Below are 21712 nucleotides of genomic sequence, written 5' to 3'. Positions count from 1 at the left end.
AGTCGAGTTCTGGACGTACCCGGTGAGTTACCCATGCGCGAGCGAAATCGGTTGTCACGTCGGATCCCCATCCGTCACCTGGGTGCGAGTCATGCTCGATTCGCCGGGCTCGGTCGCGAACAGGCCCGCGGTCCGGGCCCGGCGGCGGCGCTGTTCCACCGGATCGGGGACCGGCACGGCGGCAACCAGGCGCTGCGTGTACTCCTGTTGCGGCGCACGCAGAATCCGATCCCGATCGCCCTGTTCGACCACCGCGCCATCGCGTAGCACCACGATCCGATCGGCCAGCTGATCGACCACGGCGAGATCGTGGCTGATGAACAGGCAGGCCCACCCGCATTCGCGTTGCAGCTGGCCGAACAGCTCCAGCACGGCGGCCTGCACCGAGACGTCCAGTGCGCTGGTCGGCTCGTCGGCGACCAGCAGATCGGGGTCCAGCGCAAGGGCCCTTGCCAGACTGGCACGCTGGCGCTGGCCGCCGGACAGTTCATGCGGATAGCGGCGATCGGTGCCGGCCGGCAGTTGCACGTCTTCGAGCAGATGCCGCACCCGGTCGCGAATCTGAGTCGCGGTGCCCATCTTGTGCACGATCAACGGCTCGGCGACGCAGTCACCGACGGTGAGCCGCGGGTTGAGCGAGCTGGCCGGGTCTTGGAAGACGAAACCGAAGCGCCGCCGGATCGGCCGCAGTTGTCGCTGCGACAGCCCGGCGATGTCCTGCCCGCGGACCCGGACAACGCCGGACGTCGGACGTTGCAACGCGGCGACGCAGCGGCCGATGGTCGATTTGCCCGAGCCCGATTCACCGACGAGTCCGAGCGTCTCGCCCGGCCCGATGGACAGAGTCACGTTGTCCACCGCCCGGAACGCCGGCCTGCCGAACGGCCCCGGGAATTGCACCACCAGGTCGGATACCTCGAGCACCGGGTCGCCCGCGATCGTCACATCCTTCGGCGGGCCGTGCTGGAGCTGTTCGGTGCCGAGATGGGGCACGGCCGCAAGTAGCGCGCGGGTGTAGTCCGCGCGCGGATTCGCGAAGAGCTCGTCCACCGGCGCCTCCTCGACCACCCGGCCGTCGCGCATCACCACGACCCGGTCGGCGAGGTCGGCGACCACCCCCATGTTGTGGGTGATGAGCACGATGGCGCTGCCGATGCGATCGCGCAGATCGCGCAGCAGCTCCAGGATTTCGGCCTGCACGGTGACGTCGAGCGCGGTGGTCGGCTCGTCGGCGATGATCACCTTCGGCTCGCAGGCGATGGCGATGGCGATCACCACGCGCTGCTTCTGTCCGCCCGAGAGTTGATGCGGGTAGTAGTCGACCCGATGCTCGGGGTCGGGCAGACCGACCAGCCGAAGCAATTCCACCGCACGCGCTTTGGCTGCCTTGCGCCCCATGTCGCTGTGCGCCCGCAGCGCCTCGCTGATCTGGAAGCCGACGGTGAACAGTGGGTCGAGCGCGAGGCCGGGCTCCTGGAACACCATCGAGATCGCGCCACCCCGCAGCGCGGTGAGCTGCTTCTCGCTCATCGAGGTGATGGCCTCGGTGCCGAGGGTGACAAGGCCGCGCACCCGCGCGGTCGCGGGCAGCAAGCCCATCGCCGTGCGGGAGCTCACCGACTTCCCGGAGCCCGACTCCCCCACAATCGCGAGGACCTCCCCGGGAAACACCTCATAGGACACATCGCTGACGGCGTAGACGGGCCCGGCATCGGTGGCGAAGGTGACCGACAGCGATTCGATCGACAACGCCGGTCGGCGATCGGCCACCACAGCTGGCTCACTCATTGGTCTTGTCCTTCCGCACCGTCTCGCCCGGCTCGGTGCTGCCGTCGGCGGCAGCATCGGTTTCGGTTCCGGCACTCGGTGATTCGCTGGCATCGGCCTTGCCCGGTGCGGTCCCACGACCATCCGCAGGGGCAGCCTTGTCGTCGGCAGGACTCACGGTTTCATCCGGATCGGCCTGGTCCAGCGCAGTGTCGTCGGCGGCCGCGACAGCCTTTTCGCCGGTGCCGCCCGAGGTTTCGTCGGGATCGGCCTTCTCCAGCGCAGCACCGCCACCGCCATCCGCGGAGCCATCGCCTGCACCGGCATCGGTTTCCACTGCGGCAGTGGAATTCTCGCCGCCATCGGCTTCGGTGACTTCGGCGACCTCCGCAGCTTCGGCAACCTCGCCGACCTCGGCAACCTCGCCGACCTCGGCAACCTCGCCGACCTCGGCAACCTCGCCGACCTCGGCGACCTCCGCAGCTTCGGCAGCTTCGGCAGCTTCGGCAACCTCCGCGGCTCCGGCGGCTCCGGCGGCTCCGGCGGGGAGATTGTCGTCCGCTGACACCGCAACGGCACGGCGGGTCCGCAGCAGTGGGTTGAGGGCCTCGTTGAGACTCTCGCCGACCAGCGTCATGCCGAGCACCACGAGGACGATGGCGGTACCGGGGAAGATGCTGGTCCACCAAATGCCGTTGGAGACATCGTTGAGCGCCTTGTTCAGGTCGTAACCCCATTCCGCGGCTTGGGTCGGCTCGATGCCGAAACCGAGGAAGCCGAGCGCGGCCAGTGTCAGGATGGCGTCGGCGCCGTTGAGGGTGATGATCACCGGCAACGACTGGGTGACATTGGCGAGGATATGCCGGAACAGGATTCGCGTGGTGGAGGCGCCGGTGACGCGGGCCGCATCCACATACGGTTCGTTCTTCACCGCCACCGTGGCGTTGCGTACCACCCGAAAGTACTGCGGCACATAGATCGCCGTGATCGCCACCGCGGCGGAGAGCACCCCGCCGAAGCTGCTCGACTGGCCGCCCGCCACCACGATCGACACCACGATTGCGAGCAGCAGTGTCGGGAACGCGTAGATCGCATCCATGAAGAGCACGAGAATCCGGTCGACCCAGCGACCGACGTATCCGGACACCAGACCCAGCGGCACACCGATGAGCAACGACAGTGTCAGCGAGATGGCGATCACATAGAGCGCGGTGCGCGCGCCATAGATCACCCGGGAGAACACGTCCTCACTGCGGACCGATGTCCCGAACCAGTGCTGCCCCGACGGCGGCTGCTGTGCAACGAAAGCAACTCCGTCGGAAGAGTTCTGGGCAAGCCCGTAGGGGGCGATCAACGGCGCGAAGATCGCCGTGAGCACGAACAGCGCGACCAGGCCGAGACCGATGATCAGCGTCACCCGTTGCAACCCTGCGGTCATCGTCAACAGTCGCAGCCCTGGCAATCGCCTGCGCCCACCGGGCGACACCGGCGGCACGATCACCGGCTCGTTGGCCAATTCCGGTGCGGTCATCAGAACCTCACCCTCGGGTCGATCAGTGCGACGATGACATCCACCAGGAAGCTCATGGCTGCGACGGCGAGTGCGACGAACGCGACAATGCCCTGCACTGCGATGAAGTCACGTTGGTGCAGATACTCCGCGAGCTGATAGCCGAGCCCCTTCCATTCGAAGGTCGTCTCGGTGAGCACCGCCCCGCCCAGCATCATCGCGATGTACATACCCATCACCGTGACAATGGGAATCATCGCGTTACGCACGGCATGTCGGCCGGTCACCACGCGCGATGAGAGCCCGCGGGCCCGCGCGGCGTCCACATAGTCGCTGCGTAGCGTCTGGATCAGATTGATGCGCACCAGCCGCAGGAAGATTCCCGCGGTCAGCAGACCGAGCGCAATCGCAGGCAGCACAGCATGTTTCAACACGTCGACGAGATAGCCGCCGTCTCCGTAGAGAATGGCGTCGATCACCATGATGTTGGTCTTCGGCGAAACATGCTGCAGCTCCAGCTCCACCGGTGTACTGGCCCGGCCCGCGACCGGCAACCAGTCCAGTTTCACCGCGAAGATCAACTTGAGCAGCATGCCGACGAAGAAGACCGGCGCCGCGTAGGCCAGGATGGCGAACATCCGCAGCCCGGCGTCGGCGGTCGAATCACGATGCGTCGCCGCGTATCTGCCCAGTGGCACGCCGACCGCGAAGGCCACGAGCAGCGCCCAGAACACCAGCTCCAGGGTCGCCGCACCGTAGGTCGTCACGACCTCGCTGATCTGCCGATTGTCTTGGGAGTGACCGAAATCCCCGTGCATGAGCCCGGAGATGTACTCCCAATACTGGGTCAGGATCGGCCGGTTCAACCCGGCCGCCTCCTTGCGCACTTCGATCTGCTCCTGGGTCATGCGGCCGCCCATCGCCGCACTGATCGGATCGCCGATCACCCGCATCAGGAAGAACACGACCGTCACCAGAATCCATGCGGTCGGCAGAATCAGCAGCAGCCGAATCCCCAAGTACCGCAGCAGCGCGAGCTGACGGGAATCCCCGCCACCCCCCTTGACGCGGCGCAGCAGCCCGAACCGCCGGGCCCGAGGCGATGCCTCGAGCCCGGCTTCACCGGATGTCACTTGCTCAGTACCGTGTAGCGGAACTTGAACGAGGCGTCGAGTGTCTGCGGCACCCCCTGGACCTTGGGATTCGCTACCGCAATCTGCTTACCCGACAACAAAGGAAGCGTCGGCAGGTAGTTCTGCGCGAGGTCACGCTGCACGGCCTCGATCAGCTTGACCCGCTTGTCCTTGTCCGGCTCGGTCACCTCCGCGGTGAGCTGCGCGGTGACTTTCGGATCCTCGAAGTGCGACTGCAGGAAGTTGTTCGGCGCGAAGAACGGGGTCAGGTAGTTGTCCGCGTCCGGGAAGTCCGGGAACCAGCCGAAGTGGTAGAGCGGGTAGCCGTCACGCGCACGTTCACGCTGGTAGGTAACCCATTCGGTGGATTGCAGGTTCACCTTGAACAGCCCGGATGCCTCGAGCTGGGACTTGATCGCTGCGTACTCCTCGGAGCTGCTGGAGCCGTAGTGATCCGGGTTGTATTGCAGGTTCAGCTCGACCGGCGTCGCCACACCTGCATCGGCGAGGAACTTGGCGGCCGCGTCCTTGTTCGGCTTCGCGCCGTAGAGCTCCTGGAGCGGCTCGGCGGCGCCCGGCATACCTTGCGGCACATAGCCGTAGGCGGGCTTGTAGGTGCTCTTGTAGACGCCCTCGGCCAGCGCCGGACGGTCGATGGAGGACGCCATGGCCTTACGCACCGCGAGCTTCTGCTCCGGCGTGCCGCCCGGCATGGTGTTCATGTTGAACACGATGTAGCGCAGCTCACCGCCGGGACCGTCGTACACCTTGACCTTGTCGTTGCCGCGCAGCGATTCGATGTCGGTCGGCGTGAAGGACCGGTAGCCGACATCGAGCGCACCGTTCTGCAGGTCGAGCTTCATGTTGTCGGAAGTCGCGTAGTACTTGGTGGAGACCGTCGAGGTCTTCGGGGTCCCGAGAATGCCCTTGTAGTCCGGGTACGCCTTGTACTCGACCAGCTTGTTCTTGTCGTAGCTCGCAATGGTGTACGGCCCGGAATAGCCCTTGGCCTTCACCACGTCCTCATCGGCCATGACCTTGTCGGCCGGGTAGACCTTCTCGTCCACGATGGGACCGGCCTGGGTGGGCAGGATCGCCGGGAAGGTCTGATCGTTGCCGACCTTCAGGGTGAACGCGACGGTCAGGTCATCGACGACGTCGGTCTTGTCCAGATTGCCAAGCAGTGAGGCGGGTCCGTTGGGATCGTTGATCTTGACCATCCGGTCGAAGGAGAACTTGACGCTGGTGGCGGTCAAGGGATTCCCGTTGGCGAACTTCAGCCCGGACTTCAGCTTGCAGGTGTACATGGTCGGTGTGGAGAACTCACACTTCTCCGCGGCGTCCGGCTTCGGCGTCGCATCACCGGGGGTGAAGTTCAGCAGATACGAATAGATCTGAGTCTCGACCAGCAGCGATCCGTTGTCGTAGGCGGCGGCGGGATCCAACGAGAAGATCTTGTCCGTGGTGCCGGCAACCAGCCCGGCGCCGCCACCTCCCTCCCCGGTCCGTCCGGAACCACAGCCCGCGAGACCGGCCGCCAGTAGCGCTGCCGCGCCGATGGCCGCGAAGGCTCGCATCCGCTTTCGTTCTCCAGGCGTCCTTGAAACCAACATCTCCGGCCCCACTTCTCGAGCGCCGCACCGCGTTCTCCTGGATCACAGGCCCCGGTACGGACACGGTGAACTTCCGATATAACCGGGCACCGTACCCACGAACCATTTCCGACAGGTTGCGTTTTCAAAGAAAAAATTGCCGGGGCGGTATCAGCCGTTGCCTATGGCGCAGCGGCCACCCCCGCTCACCGGTCGAATGACCAGGTTCACGCCGAAACGGCGGCTGGGGTGTCTCGAGGATGCCACGTCACGTGACTGGACAGCGGTACGGCGGTACCCAAGGCGCGCAGCGCTGAAACACCGCAAATGATTTTGCTCGTTCACCGCACCCCCGGAAGGCTGGACACGGCTTCGCCGACGCGCAATCGGGTCGGGGTTCAGTGGGTCATCACAACGTGCGTAGACCACGGTAATTCGCGGCCTTCGCCGATACGTATACGCGAGTTCTCAGGACGGAGAGGACTCGAAGCGAGGCTCGAAAACAGCGTCCGAGTTCCCGGGGCGCCGCCGGCGCACCCGGGATATCGAGCCTCAAGGACGGCTCAGTGCGCTCGCATTCGCGTTGTCGCCCAGCAACATTGCCTCGGACTGCCCGCTGAGCATGCCCTCGAGCACGTTCTTGCCGATCGCCGCCTCCGTGGGCAGCGCGATCGGGTAGTCGCCGTCGAAGCACGCGCAGCACAGTCGCGAGCGCGGCTGTTCGGTCGCGGCGATCATGCCTTCGGTGGAGATGTAGCCGAGGGTGTCGGCGCCGATCGAGCGGCGCACGCCCTCGACCATATCGGCGTAGCTGTCTTCCGCGCCCGCACCGTTGGCGATCAGCTCGGCGCGCGAAGCGAAGTCGATGCCGTAGAAGCACGGCCACTTCACCGGCGGCGACGCGATCCGCACATGGATCTCCAATGCGCCTGCCTCACGCAGCATTCGAATCAACGCGCGCTGGGTGTTGCCGCGCACGATGGAGTCGTCGACCACGATGAGCCGCTTGCCGCGGATCACCTCGCGCAGCGGATTCAACTTGAGTCGAATGCCCAGCTGGCGAATGGTCTGGCTCGGCTGGATGAAGGTGCGCCCCACGTAGGCGTTCTTCATCAGGCCCTGCCCGTAGGGCACGCCGGAACCCTGGGCGTAACCGACCGCGGCCGGGGTGCCGGATTCCGGAACCGGGATCACCAGGTCGGCCTCGACGGGATGCTCCTTGGCGAGCAGCCGTCCGATCTCCACCCGAGTTGCGTGCACCGAACGACCGGAGATGGTGCTGTCCGGCCTGGCCAGGTAAACGAATTCGAAGACACAGCCCTTGGGCTCCGGGTTGGCGAAGCGCATCGACCGGACACCCTCGGCGTCGATCGCCAGTAGTTCGCCCGGCTCGATCTCACGGACGAAGGCCGCGCCGACGATGTCGAGTGCGGCGGTTTCGCTGGCAACAACCCAGCCACGATCGAGCCTGCCGAGACACAGCGGACGCACACCGTGCGGGTCGCGCGCGGCGTACAGGGTGTGCTCGTCCATGAAGGTCAGGCAGAACGCGCCCTTCAGCGTCGGCAGCAGCTCCATCGCCGCCTGCTCGATGCTCGAGTCCGCCGCGGCGTGCGCGAGCAGCGCGGTCACCACATCGGAGTCCGAGGTTGCCGCGATCGGCGCCGGGCGGCCGCCGGACACGGTTGCGCCGCCGATCAGCCCGAGTTCCCTTGCCCGGCCTGCCAATTCGGAGGTATTGACCAGATTGCCGTTGTGGCCCAAGGCAAGTCCGGAACCGACGGCAGTGGTACGGAAGATCGGCTGGGCATTTTCCCAGGTGACGCCGCCGGTGGTGGAGTAGCGGCAGTGGCCGATGGCGATGTGACCCGGCATAGCGGCCAGGGTCTGCTCGTCGAACACCTGGCTGACCAGCCCGAGATCCTTGAAGACCAGGATCTGCGAACCATCGGAAACGGCGATGCCCGCCGCCTCCTGGCCACGGTGCTGCAACGCATACAAGCCGTAGTAAGTGAGCTTGGCCACGTCTTCACTCGGCGCCCAGACTCCGAACACACCACACTCTTCGCGTGGCTCGTTCTCATCCTGATCCGGTGTGGCGGCAGAGTTGATTTCAACAGGCATGCTGCTGTCGACCGGCAGTTCGGCGTTGGTCACCGTTTGCTCCCTGTTCGGGCGGGCTGGGGGCAATGGTCATTCTACGGGTGATTTTCTGTGCGCGATCACCGACGCCGCATCCGGGCAGCAATCGCCGCGGTAAGCTGCCCGATTCCGACCGGGTCAGCTGTTACCGTGCGACCCGTGACGACTACCGACAGTGCGGACACCGGCGGCGGGACAGCAGGGGGCGCAACGGGAGGGTCACCGCGGCGCCACTGGCTTCGCATGGTGTTGCTGCCCGTCGCGGTCCTGACCCTGCTGACCACGCTGCTGGGCATCATGTACCTCGACTATGTCGTCGATCCGGAGCAGAACCTGCACGACTTCCCCATCGCGCTCGTCAACCAGGATGTCGGCGACACGATCGGTGCGCCGGGTCAGGAGAAGCGAGTCAATTTCGGCGACCAGGTGGCCGCCGGTCTGGAGCAGGCCGTGCCCGCCGACCGAATCGACCTGCGCGTGCTCGGCATCAACGAGGCGCAACTCCAGATGCAGAACGGCAAGGTCTACGGCGCCATCATCATTCCGAGCGATTTCAGCAAGCGGCTCGGCATTTTCGGCGTCGGCAGCGTGATTCCCGGCGATATCGAGCGCCCGATCATCACGCTGCAGACCAATCCGCGCACCGGCGCCTTCGCCACCGAGATCGTCAACCGCATCGGCGCCCAGGCGCTGCCGCAAGTGAACGCGCAGGTCGGCAAGCAGCTGACCGATCAGGTGCGGGCCCAGCTGTCCGCGCCGCCCGGTGAGCCACCGGCACCCGAACTGACCGGGGCCACCCGAATCGCGCTGGCGGATCCGCTACAGATCGTCGTCGAGCCGTTCCGGCCGTTGCCCAGCGGAACCGGCCAAGGTCTCACCGCCTTCTTCTTCGCCCTGCTGCTGCTGCTGGCCGGGCTGGTCGGCTCTATGACAATTCACACCATGGTCGATGCCGCACTCGGCTTCGTGCCGACCGAGTACGGACCGTGGTTTGTGCACTTCCCGCCGACGCCGATCTCGCGCTTCCACACGCTGCTGATCAAGTGGGGAGTGATGGTGCTGACGGCGACTATCGTCGCGGCGATCTACCTCGTCGTTGCGAACGCACTCGGCATGCCGATCGACCATCCGCTCGGTCTGTTCCTCTACAGCACGTTCGCGATCATCGCCGTCGGTATCACCGGCCTCTCGGTGCTCGCCGCGATCGGCTCCGCGGGCCTGCTGGTGAACCTGATCCTGTTCATCGTCCTCGGCCTGCCCTCCTCGGGCGGCACGGTGCCGATCGAGGCCACCCCGAAGTACTTCGGCTGGCTGGCCGAATTCGAGCCGATGCATCAGGTCTTCCTCGGCGTTCGCGCCATCCTCTACTTCGACGGAAACTATGACGCGGGTCTGGCCCGTGGTTTCTGGATGGTCGTGCTCGGGCTAGCGGTCGGCCTGGTCTTCGGCGCGATCATCACCCGTTATTACGACCGCAAGGGCCTGCACCGCGGCGCGACCGCCCCCGCCGCCGGCTGATCGGCCGGACTCCGCGTCCGGCCCGATCGGACCGCACACCGGAATGCGCTGCTCAACAGGTCGGCAGACGCGGCAGCCGACGACTGATGCTCGTCAGTCCGTGACCAGCCGAGTGACCGGCAGCCAGTGCGCGACCTCCGCGGCCCGGCTCCCGGACGCGGTCACCGCACCGACGTCCACCGCGCCGGCGAATTCGAGCAGGCCGGTGGCGAGCAGCAGCCAGGTGCGTGGATCGGTCTCGACGACATTCGGCGGCGTGCCCCTGGTGTGCCGCGGCCCTTCGATGCACTGCACCGCGACGAACGGCGGCACCCGCACCTCCACCGAATGCCCGGGCGCAGACGCGGCCAGCGCACGCACAGTCGTGCGAACCGCCGCGGCGAGCTCGGTCCGGGCTGGTGTCGGGGCGGATTCGTCCCGCAACCACTCGCTCACCGCCGCTACCGCCACCCGCAACGCCATCGGATCCACTGTCGACTTTCCCGCCACTGTGCCGAGAATACTGACGCGCACCGTCACCGAATGCCGCGCCGGGGCCAGACCGCACGGAACAAGCCCTGCCGCCGCCGACTCGGCACACACCGACGTCGAACAAGTGCGTACCGGCCCGCGCAGTGACCACCATCGCACGGCGCGAGTCCACCGGCACCGACCAGTCAGGGGTCGCAGGGCGAGTCGCCGCTCGGTCAGCGCGTCGATCGGTGAGCCCACCGAGCGGCAAGCCAGGGGGCGAGCGCTCCGCCCGCGTTGACGGCCAGGTGCAGCAGGGCAGAAGCGGCGGCGCTGTCGGAGCGGCGGCGGAGCAGGCCGAAGACGAGGCCACCGAGCGCGGTTGCGGCAACGGTCACCGCGACACTGTCGCCCGCGGCGCGGGCCGGGTGGATATGCCACAGGCCGAAGGTGCTCGCGCCGAGGAGAATTCCCGCTCGCGTGCCGAAGGTAGTGTCCAGCAACGGATCCAGGGTGCCGCGGAAGACCAGTTCCTCGCTGTAGACCGTGCCGATCGGGATATGCACGGCGATCCACTCCGCGGGCGTGACATCCGGGCCACGATCGGCGAACTCGCGCAGCCGGCTCCGCACTCCCGGAACAGCAACGGCCGCACCGTAGCCCGCGACAACAACGGCCGCCGACGCCAGCCCGTAGCGCAGTCCACGAACCGACCACCAGTTCGCCCTGCTACCGAACACCAGCGCATAACCGGTGGCGAATCCCGCATTGGCAGCGGTCCTGCCGCGCACATCGAGACCGAGACGTGGCAGCAGCCCATTGCTCCACAGCAGCGCAGTGGCAATAGCAGCAGCACTCTTCGCGCCCGTGGCGCCGTCACTCACTTGGTCTCCCGCTCGTAGTCCTCGGCGGCCTCGAGCTGCCTGCGGATCTTGTCGGAGAGCTCAGCGGTCCAATCCGGCGGCTGCGCCACGGCTACCCAGCCATCGAGTACCAGACTGCCGTAGCGATGACCGTGCCCATCGGTGACGCCCTGAGCATTGGTGAGGTCGGCGGCAACCTGCCAGAAGGTGACGAATGGCCACCAGCGCATCTGCGAGGAGACATCGGCGCCGCGTGGCTCCGAGAGCCAATCCGGTTGGGACAGGATCAGATCGGGCGACCACCACACGATCGGGTCGGAAGCGTGTTGCAGATAGGCGATGCGTGGTGACCGCCATTCGGGACCCGGTCTGACGAGATCGGCGCTGTCACTGGCGAATCGGACGACGAGGCCGTCCGCGTACACCGGCTGCACCTCCCTGGACCCGGGGTCACGCCGCGAAACGAACTGCTGCCACAGCCGATTGGAGTTCGGCGGACCCACCCACAGCGCGCCGTCCACCTGTGCCCGCAGGTCCGCGAGCCCATCGAAGGCCGCCTCCGAACCCTGCGAACCCAGGCTCTCCCCATACACGAGCAGCTTCGGCCGAGACTCCGGCGGCCGTGCCTTCCAATGCTGGTACACCGCATCGAAGAGCCGCTTGCCCGCGTCCATGGCCTTGCTGCGGTCGGCGAGGAACGACAGCACACTGGGCAGGTACGAGTACTGCGAGGCGACGATCGCGGTGTCGCCACCGTACATGTACTCGATGGCACCGGTCGCCATCGAATTCACCCAGCCGGTGCCGGTTGTGGTGACCACCACGATCACCTTCCTGTCGAAGGCACCGGTGCGGTCCAGCTCGGATACCGCGAGTTGCGCCTGCGCCTCGCCGTCGGCCGCCGACTCCAAGCCCACATAGGCCCTGATCGGCTCGCGGGCCTGCCGACCGGTGACCGCCGTGATCCGATGGGCGGAGGGACCGTGCGAAACGAACCACCGCCCCTCGAAACCCAGCGAGTCCCATTTCGCCAATGACGCCGGGCTACCGGACCGCTCGGGTTGAGACGGCGGTACCGCGTTGGGGGAGGTGTAATCGTTGCGCACGCTGAAGGCCGAGTTGGCCACGGCGAAGAAAGCGCGCGAGGCCACGCCGTTGAAGATTGTGACGACCAGCAGTACCAGCACCAGGAACCCGGCGGTCGGCGCGAGCTCGCGCGGCACCCGCACCCAACGATTGAGCTGGCGGGCCAGAAAGAGGATGATCTCGCGCAGCGTCCGGTACCCGGCGACCACCGCCGCGCCGACGGCCACGCTGAGCAGTCCGGTGCGCAGGTAGGCGGGGGTGGTGGTGCCCTCCATGTCCATCAGCGTGGTGATCTCCCGCTGCCAGCGCGCCGATTGCACGAGCATCAGACCCGCGCTCAATGCGGCGGTCAGCAGGATGGCGGATTTCACCGCGTAGCGCACCCAGGTCGGCGGTGCGGGAAGGGTGACTCGCGGTCGAATCCACACCCGGAACACCCACTCCAGCAGGCAGCCGAGGCCGTAGCCGAGCGCGGCATTGACACCGCTGATCAGGCCCTGGAACAGCCAGTCGCGCGGGACGAGCGAAGGCGTCACCGACAGCGCGAAGAACACCGTCGCAACGATCAGCCCCACATAGTTCAGGTCGATGATGTCCTCGGCGCGCCGCACGACAACGACGCCACGCGTACGCAGCTTCGTCAGGGTCGTAGCGGTCTCGAGCACGATCGGCTCAGCGTGACGGCACGCTGCGACGGTCGGGCACGGGTGGCGTCGGCGGGTCCGAAACGATCATCACCCGACCAGTATGCTGTGTTTGTTTTGCAGCGCCTGCGGCGCTGCGTGTTCGCGGCCCCCAAGGCTCGCGTCCGAGCGGCCGAGACTCGCGACTTCGTCGCATGCGCTTCGGCCACTCGGACGCGAGCCGGCCGCGAACGGTCGCTCGTAAAACTCGCTCCGTGGTGCGTGCTTTGGTGGGAAGCTCGCGACTGTGGCGCGCTGTATCGGTTGCGTAGGTGCTAGCTGCGAACGGTCGCTCGTAAAACTCGCTCCGTGGTGCGTGCTTTGGTGGGAAGCTCGCGACTGTGGCGCGCTGTATCGGTTGTGTGGGTGCCGGCCGCGAACGGTCGTTCGTAAAGCTCGCTCCGCGGTCGCTCGGTATGTCGGGAGAAGTCGGCCCGATCAAAACTAATTGCCCTGGTGGGCAAGAGATTAAGGACCGCGCGGCAATTACCCATTTCGCTCGAGTAGTTGTACCCGGTCGCCCAGGCGGCCGGGCCAGCAGACTCAGTACCCATGAGCACCCCCAACGCACAGCCGAAGACCACCTCGGCATTCCTCGCGCAAGCCGCGATCGCGTTCGGCGTCAGCTTCTTCGGGACCGGCGTCGGCATCTGCTATCTCCCACTGGACATCTCACAGCGCGGCTTTCTCGCCATGTCGGTCCTGTTCCTGGTGTCGAGCACCTTCACCCTGGCGAAGGTAGTTCGCGACCAACAGGAAACCGCGAGCGTGCGCAGGCGCATCGACGAGGCGCGGATGGAAAAACTGATCGCGGAGCACGATCCGTTCAAGTCCGTCGCCTGACGGCGCTCACCTGGACGGGCCCGGTACACGAGGGGTCCGGGTCCGCCCAGGTGGTGCGTTTACTTGAGCTGACGCTCGCGGATGGCCGACAACTCCAGGTAGTTCCGGATCCGATCCGACAGCTCCGCCGACCACCCCGGCGGCTGTGCGATCGCGGCCCAGCCGTCCAGCACCAGCGTGCCGTAGCGGTGCCCGTGCCCGTCGGTGACGCCTTGGGCGTTGGGCAGATCCGCGGCGACCTGCCAGAACGTGACGATCGGATACCAGGCCATCGTCGCGGACACATCCGGCCCGCGCGGTTCCCGCAGCCAATCGGGTTCGGCGAACAGCAGGTCGGGCGACCACCAGATCACCGGGTCCGAGGCATGCTGCAGGTAGGCGATGCGTGGCGAAAGCCAGGTGTCCGACGGCTTCGCCAGATCGCCGCGATCGTTGGCGAAGCGCACCACCAACCCGTCGGCATAGGTCGGCAGAATCTCGGGCGCACCTGGATCCCGGCGTGCGGTCAGCTCACTCCACAGACGATTCGAGTTCGGCGGCCCGACCCACAGCACCCCGTCGGCCCTCGCACGGATACCCGCCAGGCCGGTGAAAGCGCCCTCCGAACCTTGGGAGCCGAGACTCTCGCCATAGACGAGCAGCTTCGGCCTTGCGTCCGCGGGCCGCGCCGACCAATGCTCGTAAACCTTGTCGAACACCAGCTTTCCGGCCTGTGTCGCCTTCTCCTTGTCCGACAGGAACGACAGCACACTCGGCAGATACGAATACTGACTCGCGACGATCGCGGTGTCGCCGCCGTACATCATCTCGACGGATTCGGCGCTGGTCGAGTCGACCCATCCGGTGCCCGTTGTGGTCACCACAACGATCACCTTGCGGTCGAACGCGCCGGTGCGCTCCAGCTCGGCCACCGCGAGTTCCGCCTGCGCCTGCGGCCCGTCGGCCGACTCCAGGCCGGTGTACACCCGGATCGGCTCGCGGGCGGGCTTGCCGGTGACCTGGCTGATGGTGGCGGCGTCCGGTCCATAGGAAACGAACCAGCGCCCCTCCGAGCCGAGCGTCTCCCACGCCGCCAGTGAAGCCGGGCTGCCGGACCGCTCCGGCCCCTGCGGCTGCACGGCATTCGGCGAGGTATGGCCGTTGCGCACACTGAAGGCCGAATTCGCCACGCTGAAAAAGGCTTTGAACAGCACACCGTTGAAGAGCAGGATCGCCGCAAACGCGACGAGCACGAAGCCGACGGGCAGCGCCGCCCGGCGTGGGATGGGCATCCACTTGGTCAGCTCGGTCGCGACCCACCGAACCAGCCACCGGACGCTTCGGAATGCCCCGATGGCGATCGCACCCACCAGGGCACTCAACGCGCCGGTGCGCAGGAACCCCGAGGTGGTGATCGGATCCATGCCCATCAGTGCGGTGATCTCGCGCTGCCACCGCGCCGACTGCACGAGCATCTGGACAGCGACGAGAACGCAGGCCACCACGATCGCGACCTTGACCGCGCCGGGCAGCCAGTTCGGCTGTTTCTCCAGCACGTGCGTCACCGCGGCGGGCAAGTGCACGTTGGGCCGAATCCACCTGCGGTACACCCATTCCAGCACGCAGCCGACCCCGTAGCCGATGGCCGCGTTGATGCCGCTGACCAACCCTTCGAACAGCCAATCGCGCGGCAGCAGTGACGGAGTCAACGACCAGGCGAAGAAGACCGTGGCAACGACGAGCCCGGCGTAGTTGGGATGGAAGAACCGCTCGACGGCGCCGACAATCGTGCCGACGCCGTCGCGTAGACGTACTGAGACTGCTCGAGCCCCAGCCCCGGTCAAACGGCGCTGGCTCCGAACAGCTTCGGCAGCGTGCCCTCGTGCGCGGCGCGCAATTCGTCCATGGGGATGCTGAACTGGCCCTGGACCTCGACGGAATCAGCGCCCTGGTCGACAACGCCGATGCGCACCCACGGCAGCTCCCGCGCGGTGCACATCTTGGTGAAGCGGGTCTCCTCCGAACGCGGCACCGCGACGAGCACCCGGCCCGCCGACTCGGAGAACAGCGTCACGAACGGGTCCGCGCCCTCGGGAAGCAGGATGCGGCAACCGGTTTCGCCGGCCAGCGCAGCCTCGACGACGGCCTGGATCAGACCGCCCTCGGACAGGTCGTGCGCGGCGCTGATCATGCCATCGCGCGAACCCGAGGTCAGCACCTCGGCGAGCAGCTGCTCGCGGGCGAAGTCGACCTTGGGCGGCACGCCGCCGAGGTGGTCGTGGGCGACCTGGGACCAGATGGACCCGCCGAACTCGTCGTGGGTCTCGCCGAGCAGGATCAGCGTCTCGCCCGGCTCCAGGCCGAGGCCGGTCGGGATGCGACGGTGCACATCATCGATGACACCGAGCACGCCGACAACCGGGGTCGGCAGGATGGCGTCCTGGCCGGTTTGGTTGTAGAAGCTGACGTTGCCGCCGGTCACCGGAATGCCGAGCGCGACACAACCGTCCGCGAGACCGCGCACGGCCTGCTGGAACTGCCACATCACACCGGGATCCTCGGGAGAACCGAAGTTGAGGCAGTTGGTGACGGCCTTCGGTGTCGCGCCGGTGGTCGCCACATTGCGGAAGGCCTCGGCCAGCGCCAGCTGCGCGCCGGTGTAGGGGTCGAGCTTGGTGTAGCGCCCCGACGCGTCGGTGGCCAGCGCGATACCGCGGCCGGTCTGCTCGTCGATGCGGATAACGCCCGCGTCGGCGTGCTCGGCGAGCACGGTGTTGCCGCGCACGTAACGGTCGTACTGCTCGGTGATCCACTTGCGGCTGCACAGCTGCGGGCTGGAAATCATCTGCAGCAGCGTGTCGCGCAGCTCGTCCGGGGTCTTCGGGCGGGTCAGCTTGTCGGTGCTGTCGGCGATGAGCGCGTCCTGCTCGTCGGGGCGCTGGACCGGGCGCTCGTAGACCGGGCCCTGGTGGGCGACGGTGCGCGGCGGCACGTCGACAACGGTCTCGCCGTGCCAGCTGATGACCAGCCGGTCGCCGTCGGTGACCTCACCGATCACCGTCGCGAGCACGTCCCACTTGTGGCAGACGGCCATGAAGGCGTCGACATTCTCCGGCGTCACGACCGCGCACATGCGCTCCTGCGATTCGCTGGAGAGCACCTCGGCCGGGGTCATGCCCTTGGCGCGCAGCGGCACCTTGGTCAGGTCGATGTGCATACCGCCGTCACCCGCCGCGGCCAGTTCCGAAGTGGCGCAGGACAACCCGGCGCCGCCGAGGTCCTGGATACCGACGACCAACTTGGCGGCGTACAGCTCGAGACAGCACTCGATGAGCACCTTCTCGGTGAACGGGTCGCCGACCTGCACGCTCGGCAGCTTCTTGCGGCCGGCGCCGGATTCCTCGCCGGAGAAGGTGTCCGAGGCGAGCACCGAAACGCCGCCGATGCCGTCGAGCCCGGTGCGCGCACCGAACAAGATGATCTTGTTGCCGGTGCCGGACGCGAACGCCAGATGCAGGTCCTCGACCCGCATTACGCCCGCGCACAGCGCGTTGACCAGCGGGTTGCCCTGGTAGGAGGCATCGAAGACGGTCTCGCCGCCGATATTCGGCAGGCCGAGGGAATTGCCGTAACCACCGACACCGCGCACCACACCGTCGACAACACGGCGGGTGTCGGCCGCGTCCGCCGCGCCGAAGCGCAGTTGGTCCATCACTGCGATGGGCCGGGCGCCCATGGCCATGATGTCGCGCACGATGCCGCCGACGCCGGTGGCCGCACCCTGGTAGGGCTCGACATAGGAGGGATGGTTGTGGCTTTCCACCTTGAAGGTGACCGCCCAGCCGTCGCCGACGTCGACGACGCCGGCGTTCTCGCCGATGCCCGCGAGCATGGAGGCCCGCATTTCGTCGGTGGTGGTCTCACCGAAGTAGCGCAGATGCACCTTCGAGGACTTGTAGGAGCAGTGCTCGCTCCACATCACCGAGTACATCGCTAGTTCGGCGTCGGTCGGCCGGCGGCCGAGGATCTCCTTGATCCGCGCGTACTCGTCGTCTTTCAGACCTAGTTCTTTATAGGGCTGCGAGATATCCGGAGTTGCTGCGGCTGCGCTGACGGTGTCGACCTGCGGAGTCACGGAGTACCAGGGTCCTTTCGGGCCGGAGCGCGAAGCTGGGGATTCGCCTCGAAGTTTAGCTGTGGCTCCCGACGGACGGCGGGCCGCATCGCACCCGCCGTCCGGTCAGCCGGTTTTGCGCACCGATACCGGAGGGTTACGGCGCCGAATCCCGTTGGCGGAATGTGACGCAAGACATGGTGTAGACCGCGGCGAACGGCTCGGGCCGGCACACATCGGCCGACGTCGCAACCGCTACGCTTTGGCGGTGAGCGATAGATCGGGGATTGCAGATCCGGCTGAGCGGCCCGTCACCTCGGAGCACGTGCGCCCGGAATCCGCAGCGGCCGACCCGGTGTTGTCGCGACCCCCGATGTCGAACCGGCAGCTGCGCTGGCTGATCGGCGCCGTCGCCCTTTTCGTCGTTTCCGCCGCCGTCTCGCTGCTCGTGCACTGGTGGAGCGGCTATATCGATCTGCAGGTGTATCGCACCGGCGCTCGGGTCTGGCTGGACGACGGCGAGCTGTACGGGCCGATGCCGCCGGTGATGGGGATCGGGCTGCCGTTCACCTATCCCCCGCTCGCCGCGCTGTTCTTCGCGCCACTGGCACTGATGCCGCTGCTGCTGGCCGAGGTGCTGGTCCTCGCCACATCCGTGCTCAGCCTCGGCATCACGCTGTGGCTTGTGCTCGCGCGCTTGCGCCCGGAACTGGACCGGATGGTCGTCCTCCCGCTGGTCATCACCACGGTCGCACTGCTGCAATTGCTGGAACCGCTGCGCCAGACCTTCGGGTTCGGGCAGATCAACCTGGTGCTGATGGCGGCGATCACGATGGATTGCCTGGTACGCAAACCGTTCTGGCCGCGCGGCATGCTGATCGGCATCGCGGTGTCGGTGAAGCTGATCCCGGCCGGCTACCTGCTGTATTTCCTGCTGCGCAAGGACTGGAAGGCGGCGGGCACCCTGGTGGTGTCCGCGATCGCGGCGGTCGGGCTCGGATTCCTGCTGTTTCCCGGCGATTCGGTCGAGTACTGGTTCAACACGCTGGCCGACACCGGACGGATCGGGCCGCCGTACTACGCGGGCAACCAGTCGCTCAAGGGCATGGCCTTCCGGCTCGGCGTCTCCGATTCGCTGGCGACCCTGATCTGGATCACGCTGTCGCTGGTGGCGATCGGGCTCGCCGCGATCTGGATGCGAAGGCTCATCGAGGCCGGCTCGAACGTGGCCGCGCTGATGGTCAACGCGGCCACGGTCCTGCTCGTCTCCCCCGTCTCCTGGTCGCATCACTGGGTCTGGGTCGCACCGGCACTTGTTGTCGCCGCCGACGCCATCGAGCGCGGCAGGCGCAATCGGTGGTTCATCGGCACCGTCGCCGCAGGCACGGTGATGTTCGCGATCGGCCCGCAGTGGCTGCTGCCACACCAGCACGATCGCGAACTCGGCTGGGCCTGGTGGCAACAGCTCATCGGCAGCGCCTATGTGCTCGCCACCCTCGCGATATTCGTTGTCGCCGTTGTCAATTACCGCCCGGACGGGGTGGGTGTCAGGAAGGCCGCAAGCGCCGCGGCGTAGGCCACCACATCGGCAGCGCCCATCAGCTCGCGAGCCGAATGCATAGCAAGCTGCGGTGCACCGACATCGACGGTCGACATACCGGTGCGCGCGGCCGTCATGGGGCCGATGGTCGAACCGCACGGCAGATCGGCGCGATGCACGTAGCGCTGCAACGGCACCTGTGCCTGGGCACAGGCCAGCGCGAACGCGCCCGCACCCGCCGCATCGGTGGCGTAGCGCAGGTTCTGGTTGACCTTGAGCACCGGGCCGCCGTTGACCTCGATCCGGTGCGCCGGCTCGTGCCGGTCGGGATAGTTGGGGTGTGTCGCGTGCGCCATATCGCCGGAAGCACACACGGATCCGGCCAGCGCGGCCAAATATTCGGCGCGGCCGCCACCTCCGGCCAGCACGATGCGCTCCAGCACGGTCGGCAGCAGATCCGATTGCGCACCCCGATCGGACTGGCTGCCGACTTCCTCGTGATCGAACATCGCCAGCACCGGAATGGCGGCTCCCGGTTCGGCGACCGCGGCCAGGAACGCATGCAGCCCCGCGTAGCAGGTGCCCTGGTTGTCCAACCTGGGCGCGCTGACCAGATCGAGGTCACGCCCGACCAGCCGGCTCGGCGTCAGGTCGTGGGTCATCAGTTCCCAGCCGAGGATCTCGTACGGGTCGACCTCGGCGTGCTCGGCGACGAAAGCGAGGAACGAGCGCGGTGCGGACCCGACACCCCAGATCGCGTTGACGTGGCGCTGCGGATCCAGCGTGACGCCGCGTCGATCCTCGGACAGATGGATCGCCAGCTGCGGCACCCGCAGGATCGGCTCGTCGATGCGAATCAGTCGGTCGCGCACCACATTTCCGTCGCGCACGCTCAGCCGACCCGAGATGCCGAGCTCGCGATCGAGCCACGAATTCAGCAGCGCACCGCCGTAGGGCTCGAGCCCGACCAGCTGCCAGCCCGCAACGGCGAGGTCCGGATGTTGCTTCACCCGCAGATTCGGGCTGTCGGTATGCGCACCGACGACACGGAAGGGCGTGTCACCGGAGGAGTCCGCGGTCGCCCAGGCGATCAGCGAACCACCGCGAATCACGTAGTGCCTGCTCGGCCCGTCCGACGGCCACGACGCCGACTCCTCGAGCGGGGTGAAGCCGTTGGCCTCCAGCGCACGGGCGGCCGTACGGCACACATGGAACGACGAGGGCGACTCGTCGATGAACGCACACAATCCGGCGGCGGTGGCGTCGGTACTGGAAACGGGCATGCCTGCGATCCTAGGCAGCCCTCACCGCGCCGCCGGTTCGCCGGCCCGGTCGACGATCTCCTGGACCTGTTCCTGCGCCTTGACCGGATCGTTGATCCAGGTCCGGTAGAAGTCGAGCGGGCAATCCGCGAGTCCGTGCGCGTGCGTGTCTCTTGTCGTGCCGCGATGCAGCAGGCTGTACGGGCCGAACTGGTTGCGATCGAAGTACCGCGTCTCGCGCACCGTCCGGACCGAAAGCCGCGCGGTGCGTACCTCGTTCGGCTCCGACCCGCACTGCGCGAGCGCCCGGCCCTCGGCGTCGATGATCGCGGAATGGCCGCAGTAGGAATGCACTCCGTCGAAGCCGGCGGCGCCGCCGACCACGACGTAGGCACGGTTGGCCCATGCCATCGCCTTGGCCATGGCGAGCTGCTGTTCGGCGGCGCACCCGCGCAGGCTCTGGCAGTGAACCACGAGTTCGGCGCCTTTCATCACGCAGTCGCGCCACACCTCGGGATAGTTGCCGTCCTCACCGATCATCAGGGAAATCTGTATGCCCTTCGGGCCCTCGCAGACGTAGGTCGTATCACCCGGGTAGCAGGCTTCGCCTTCGGCCGCGGGTGCGATCTTGCGGTAGCGCTGCACGATCTCGCCGCGGTCGTTGATCAGCACGGCGGTGTTGTACGGGGCGCGCAGCGGGTGTTCCTCATGCCGCTCGCCCGCGATCGAGACCACGCCCCACACCCCGTTGCGGCGGCACGCCTCGGCAAGGACCTCCGTCTCGTCGCCGGGGACCACCGCGGCGGTGGAGTACAGCTCGGTCTCGTCGTACATCACGCCCATGGCCGAATACTCCGGCAGCACAATCAGATCCAGATCGCGATGACCGCGCCTCAGACCGTCGATCAGATGACCGATCCGGTAGCAGTTCGCCAGCACTTCGGCACGTGTGTGCAAGCGCGGCATCATGTGGTTGATGACGGCCACATACACCGCATCGGGGTTCGACACAACCGCTTCGTAGCCCATCTTCGCTCCTGACGATCGACCAAACTAATTCTGTTTGGAAACATAACCGAAGGAACGGCATTCCGTGCACTTACTGCCGACGAACCGGACTTTCGAGACATTCATCGGATGATTTGCCCGAGCGACATGTACGCCGGAGGTTTCATCGGATGATTTACATTCGCATCAATTCGTCGAACACCGTGTTACCGAAATCCGGAC

General features: G+C 66.8%; 14 protein-coding genes and 1 pseudogene. 3 read left to right on the top strand and 12 right to left on the bottom strand.

Going from position 1 to position 21712, the window contains the following annotated elements; all coding sequences use genetic code 11:
- Positions 1–54: 54 nt before the first annotated feature.
- The 5 genes and pseudogenes from OHA42_RS08375 to purF all read right to left on the bottom strand — a co-directional run bounded on the left by OHA42_RS08375 (position 55) and on the right by purF (position 8159).
- Entirely contained in the window at positions 55–1788 is a 1734-nt protein-coding gene (locus OHA42_RS08375; protein WP_406235917.1) for an ABC transporter ATP-binding protein, read from the bottom strand.
- Positions 1789–2344: 556 nt separating this feature from the next.
- Positions 2345–3205, bottom strand: a pseudogene (locus tag OHA42_RS08370) (ABC transporter permease); the annotation flags it as partial.
- Positions 3206–3297: 92 nt separating this feature from the next.
- The gene (locus tag OHA42_RS08365) at positions 3298–4308 is read right to left on the bottom strand and encodes an ABC transporter permease (RefSeq protein WP_406239218.1); all 1011 of its coding nucleotides are present in this window, start codon (positions 4306–4308) and stop codon (positions 3298–3300) included.
- A gap of 98 nt (positions 4309–4406) precedes the next feature.
- Positions 4407–5987 carry an ABC transporter substrate-binding protein gene (locus OHA42_RS08360; protein WP_406235915.1) on the bottom strand — a complete coding sequence of 527 codons (1581 nt, stop codon included), beginning with the start codon at positions 5985–5987 and terminating at the stop codon, positions 4407–4409.
- Between the two features lie 567 nt (positions 5988–6554).
- Positions 6555–8159: an amidophosphoribosyltransferase gene (purF, locus tag OHA42_RS08355; protein ID WP_406235913.1), complete on the bottom strand. Its 1605-nt coding sequence runs from the start codon at positions 8157–8159 to the stop codon at positions 6555–6557.
- A gap of 228 nt (positions 8160–8387) precedes the next feature.
- On the opposite strand from purF, the gene OHA42_RS08350 reads away from it, so the two are divergent.
- On the top strand, positions 8388–9662 hold the full coding sequence (locus OHA42_RS08350) for a YhgE/Pip domain-containing protein (RefSeq protein WP_406239216.1): 1275 nt from the start codon (positions 8388–8390) through the stop codon (positions 9660–9662).
- Between the two features lie 93 nt (positions 9663–9755).
- On the opposite strand, the gene OHA42_RS08345 is transcribed toward OHA42_RS08350, so the two are convergent.
- From OHA42_RS08345 to OHA42_RS08335, 3 genes are all read right to left on the bottom strand, one after another.
- Positions 9756–10124 carry a sterol carrier family protein gene (locus OHA42_RS08345; protein ID WP_406239214.1) on the bottom strand — a complete coding sequence of 123 codons (369 nt, stop codon included), beginning with the start codon at positions 10122–10124 and terminating at the stop codon, positions 9756–9758.
- A 224-nt stretch (positions 10125–10348) separates the two neighbouring features.
- On the bottom strand, positions 10349–10996 hold the full coding sequence (locus tag OHA42_RS08340; RefSeq protein WP_406235911.1) for a CPBP family intramembrane glutamic endopeptidase: 648 nt from the start codon (positions 10994–10996) through the stop codon (positions 10349–10351).
- Positions 10993–12726 (bottom strand): alpha/beta hydrolase, encoded by a 1734-nt coding sequence (locus OHA42_RS08335; protein ID WP_406235909.1) that lies wholly within the window; start codon positions 12724–12726, stop codon positions 10993–10995. The genes OHA42_RS08340 and OHA42_RS08335 overlap by 4 nt, the downstream gene beginning before the upstream one ends.
- Before the next feature lie 570 nt (positions 12727–13296).
- Here OHA42_RS08335 and OHA42_RS08330 point away from each other — a divergent pair.
- Entirely contained in the window at positions 13297–13587 is a 291-nt protein-coding gene (locus OHA42_RS08330) for a YiaA/YiaB family inner membrane protein (protein WP_406235907.1), read from the top strand.
- Between the two features lie 59 nt (positions 13588–13646).
- Here OHA42_RS08330 and OHA42_RS08325 read toward each other — a convergent pair whose 3' ends face one another.
- Complete coding sequence (locus OHA42_RS08325) at positions 13647–15410, bottom strand: alpha/beta hydrolase (protein WP_406235905.1); 1764 nt, start codon at positions 15408–15410, stop codon at positions 13647–13649.
- On the bottom strand, positions 15407–17701 hold the full coding sequence (purL, locus tag OHA42_RS08320; protein WP_406235903.1) for a phosphoribosylformylglycinamidine synthase subunit PurL: 2295 nt from the start codon (positions 17699–17701) through the stop codon (positions 15407–15409). The genes OHA42_RS08325 and purL overlap by 4 nt, the downstream gene beginning before the upstream one ends.
- A gap of 247 nt (positions 17702–17948) precedes the next feature.
- Here purL and OHA42_RS08315 point away from each other — a divergent pair, with 247 nt between their 5' ends.
- The gene (locus tag OHA42_RS08315) at positions 17949–19256 is read left to right on the top strand and encodes a glycosyltransferase 87 family protein (RefSeq protein ID WP_406235901.1); all 1308 of its coding nucleotides are present in this window, start codon (positions 17949–17951) and stop codon (positions 19254–19256) included.
- Here OHA42_RS08315 and OHA42_RS08310 read toward each other — a convergent pair.
- Both OHA42_RS08310 and OHA42_RS08305 read right to left on the bottom strand, forming a co-directional pair.
- The gene (locus OHA42_RS08310) at positions 19205–20503 is read right to left on the bottom strand and encodes a M18 family aminopeptidase (RefSeq protein ID WP_406235899.1); all 1299 of its coding nucleotides are present in this window, start codon (positions 20501–20503) and stop codon (positions 19205–19207) included. The genes OHA42_RS08315 and OHA42_RS08310 overlap by 52 nt on opposite strands.
- Before the next feature lie 21 nt (positions 20504–20524).
- Positions 20525–21511 carry an aliphatic amidase gene (locus OHA42_RS08305; protein WP_406235897.1) on the bottom strand — a complete coding sequence of 329 codons (987 nt, stop codon included), beginning with the start codon at positions 21509–21511 and terminating at the stop codon, positions 20525–20527.
- Positions 21512–21712: the final 201 nt, after the last annotated feature.

This window comes from Nocardia sp. NBC_01009, assembly GCF_045208035.1.
Classification (GTDB): Bacteria; Actinomycetota; Actinomycetes; order Mycobacteriales; family Mycobacteriaceae; genus Nocardia.
The sequence above is the reverse complement of the archived record's forward strand: the minus strand, read 5'-3'. Positions and strand labels throughout refer to the sequence as shown.

Excerpts from the sequence above, each read along its gene's own strand:
- OHA42_RS08360 (WP_406235915.1), bottom strand. The coding sequence starts at position 5,987 with ATGCGAGCCTTCGCGGCCATCGGCGCGGCAGCGCTACTGGCGGCCGGT.
- OHA42_RS08305 (WP_406235897.1), bottom strand. The coding sequence starts at position 21,511 with ATGGGCTACGAAGCGGTTGTGTCGAACCCCGATGCGGTGTATGTGGCC.
- OHA42_RS08310 (WP_406235899.1), bottom strand. The coding sequence starts at position 20,503 with ATGCCCGTTTCCAGTACCGACGCCACCGCCGCCGGATTGTGTGCGTTC.
- OHA42_RS08330 (WP_406235907.1), top strand. The coding sequence starts at position 13,297 with ATGAGCACCCCCAACGCACAGCCGAAGACCACCTCGGCATTCCTCGCG.
- OHA42_RS08350 (WP_406239216.1), top strand. The coding sequence starts at position 8,388 with ATGGTGTTGCTGCCCGTCGCGGTCCTGACCCTGCTGACCACGCTGCTG.
- OHA42_RS08375 (WP_406235917.1), bottom strand. The coding sequence starts at position 1,788 with ATGAGTGAGCCAGCTGTGGTGGCCGATCGCCGACCGGCGTTGTCGATC.
- OHA42_RS08345 (WP_406239214.1), bottom strand. The coding sequence starts at position 10,124 with ATGGCGTTGCGGGTGGCGGTAGCGGCGGTGAGCGAGTGGTTGCGGGAC.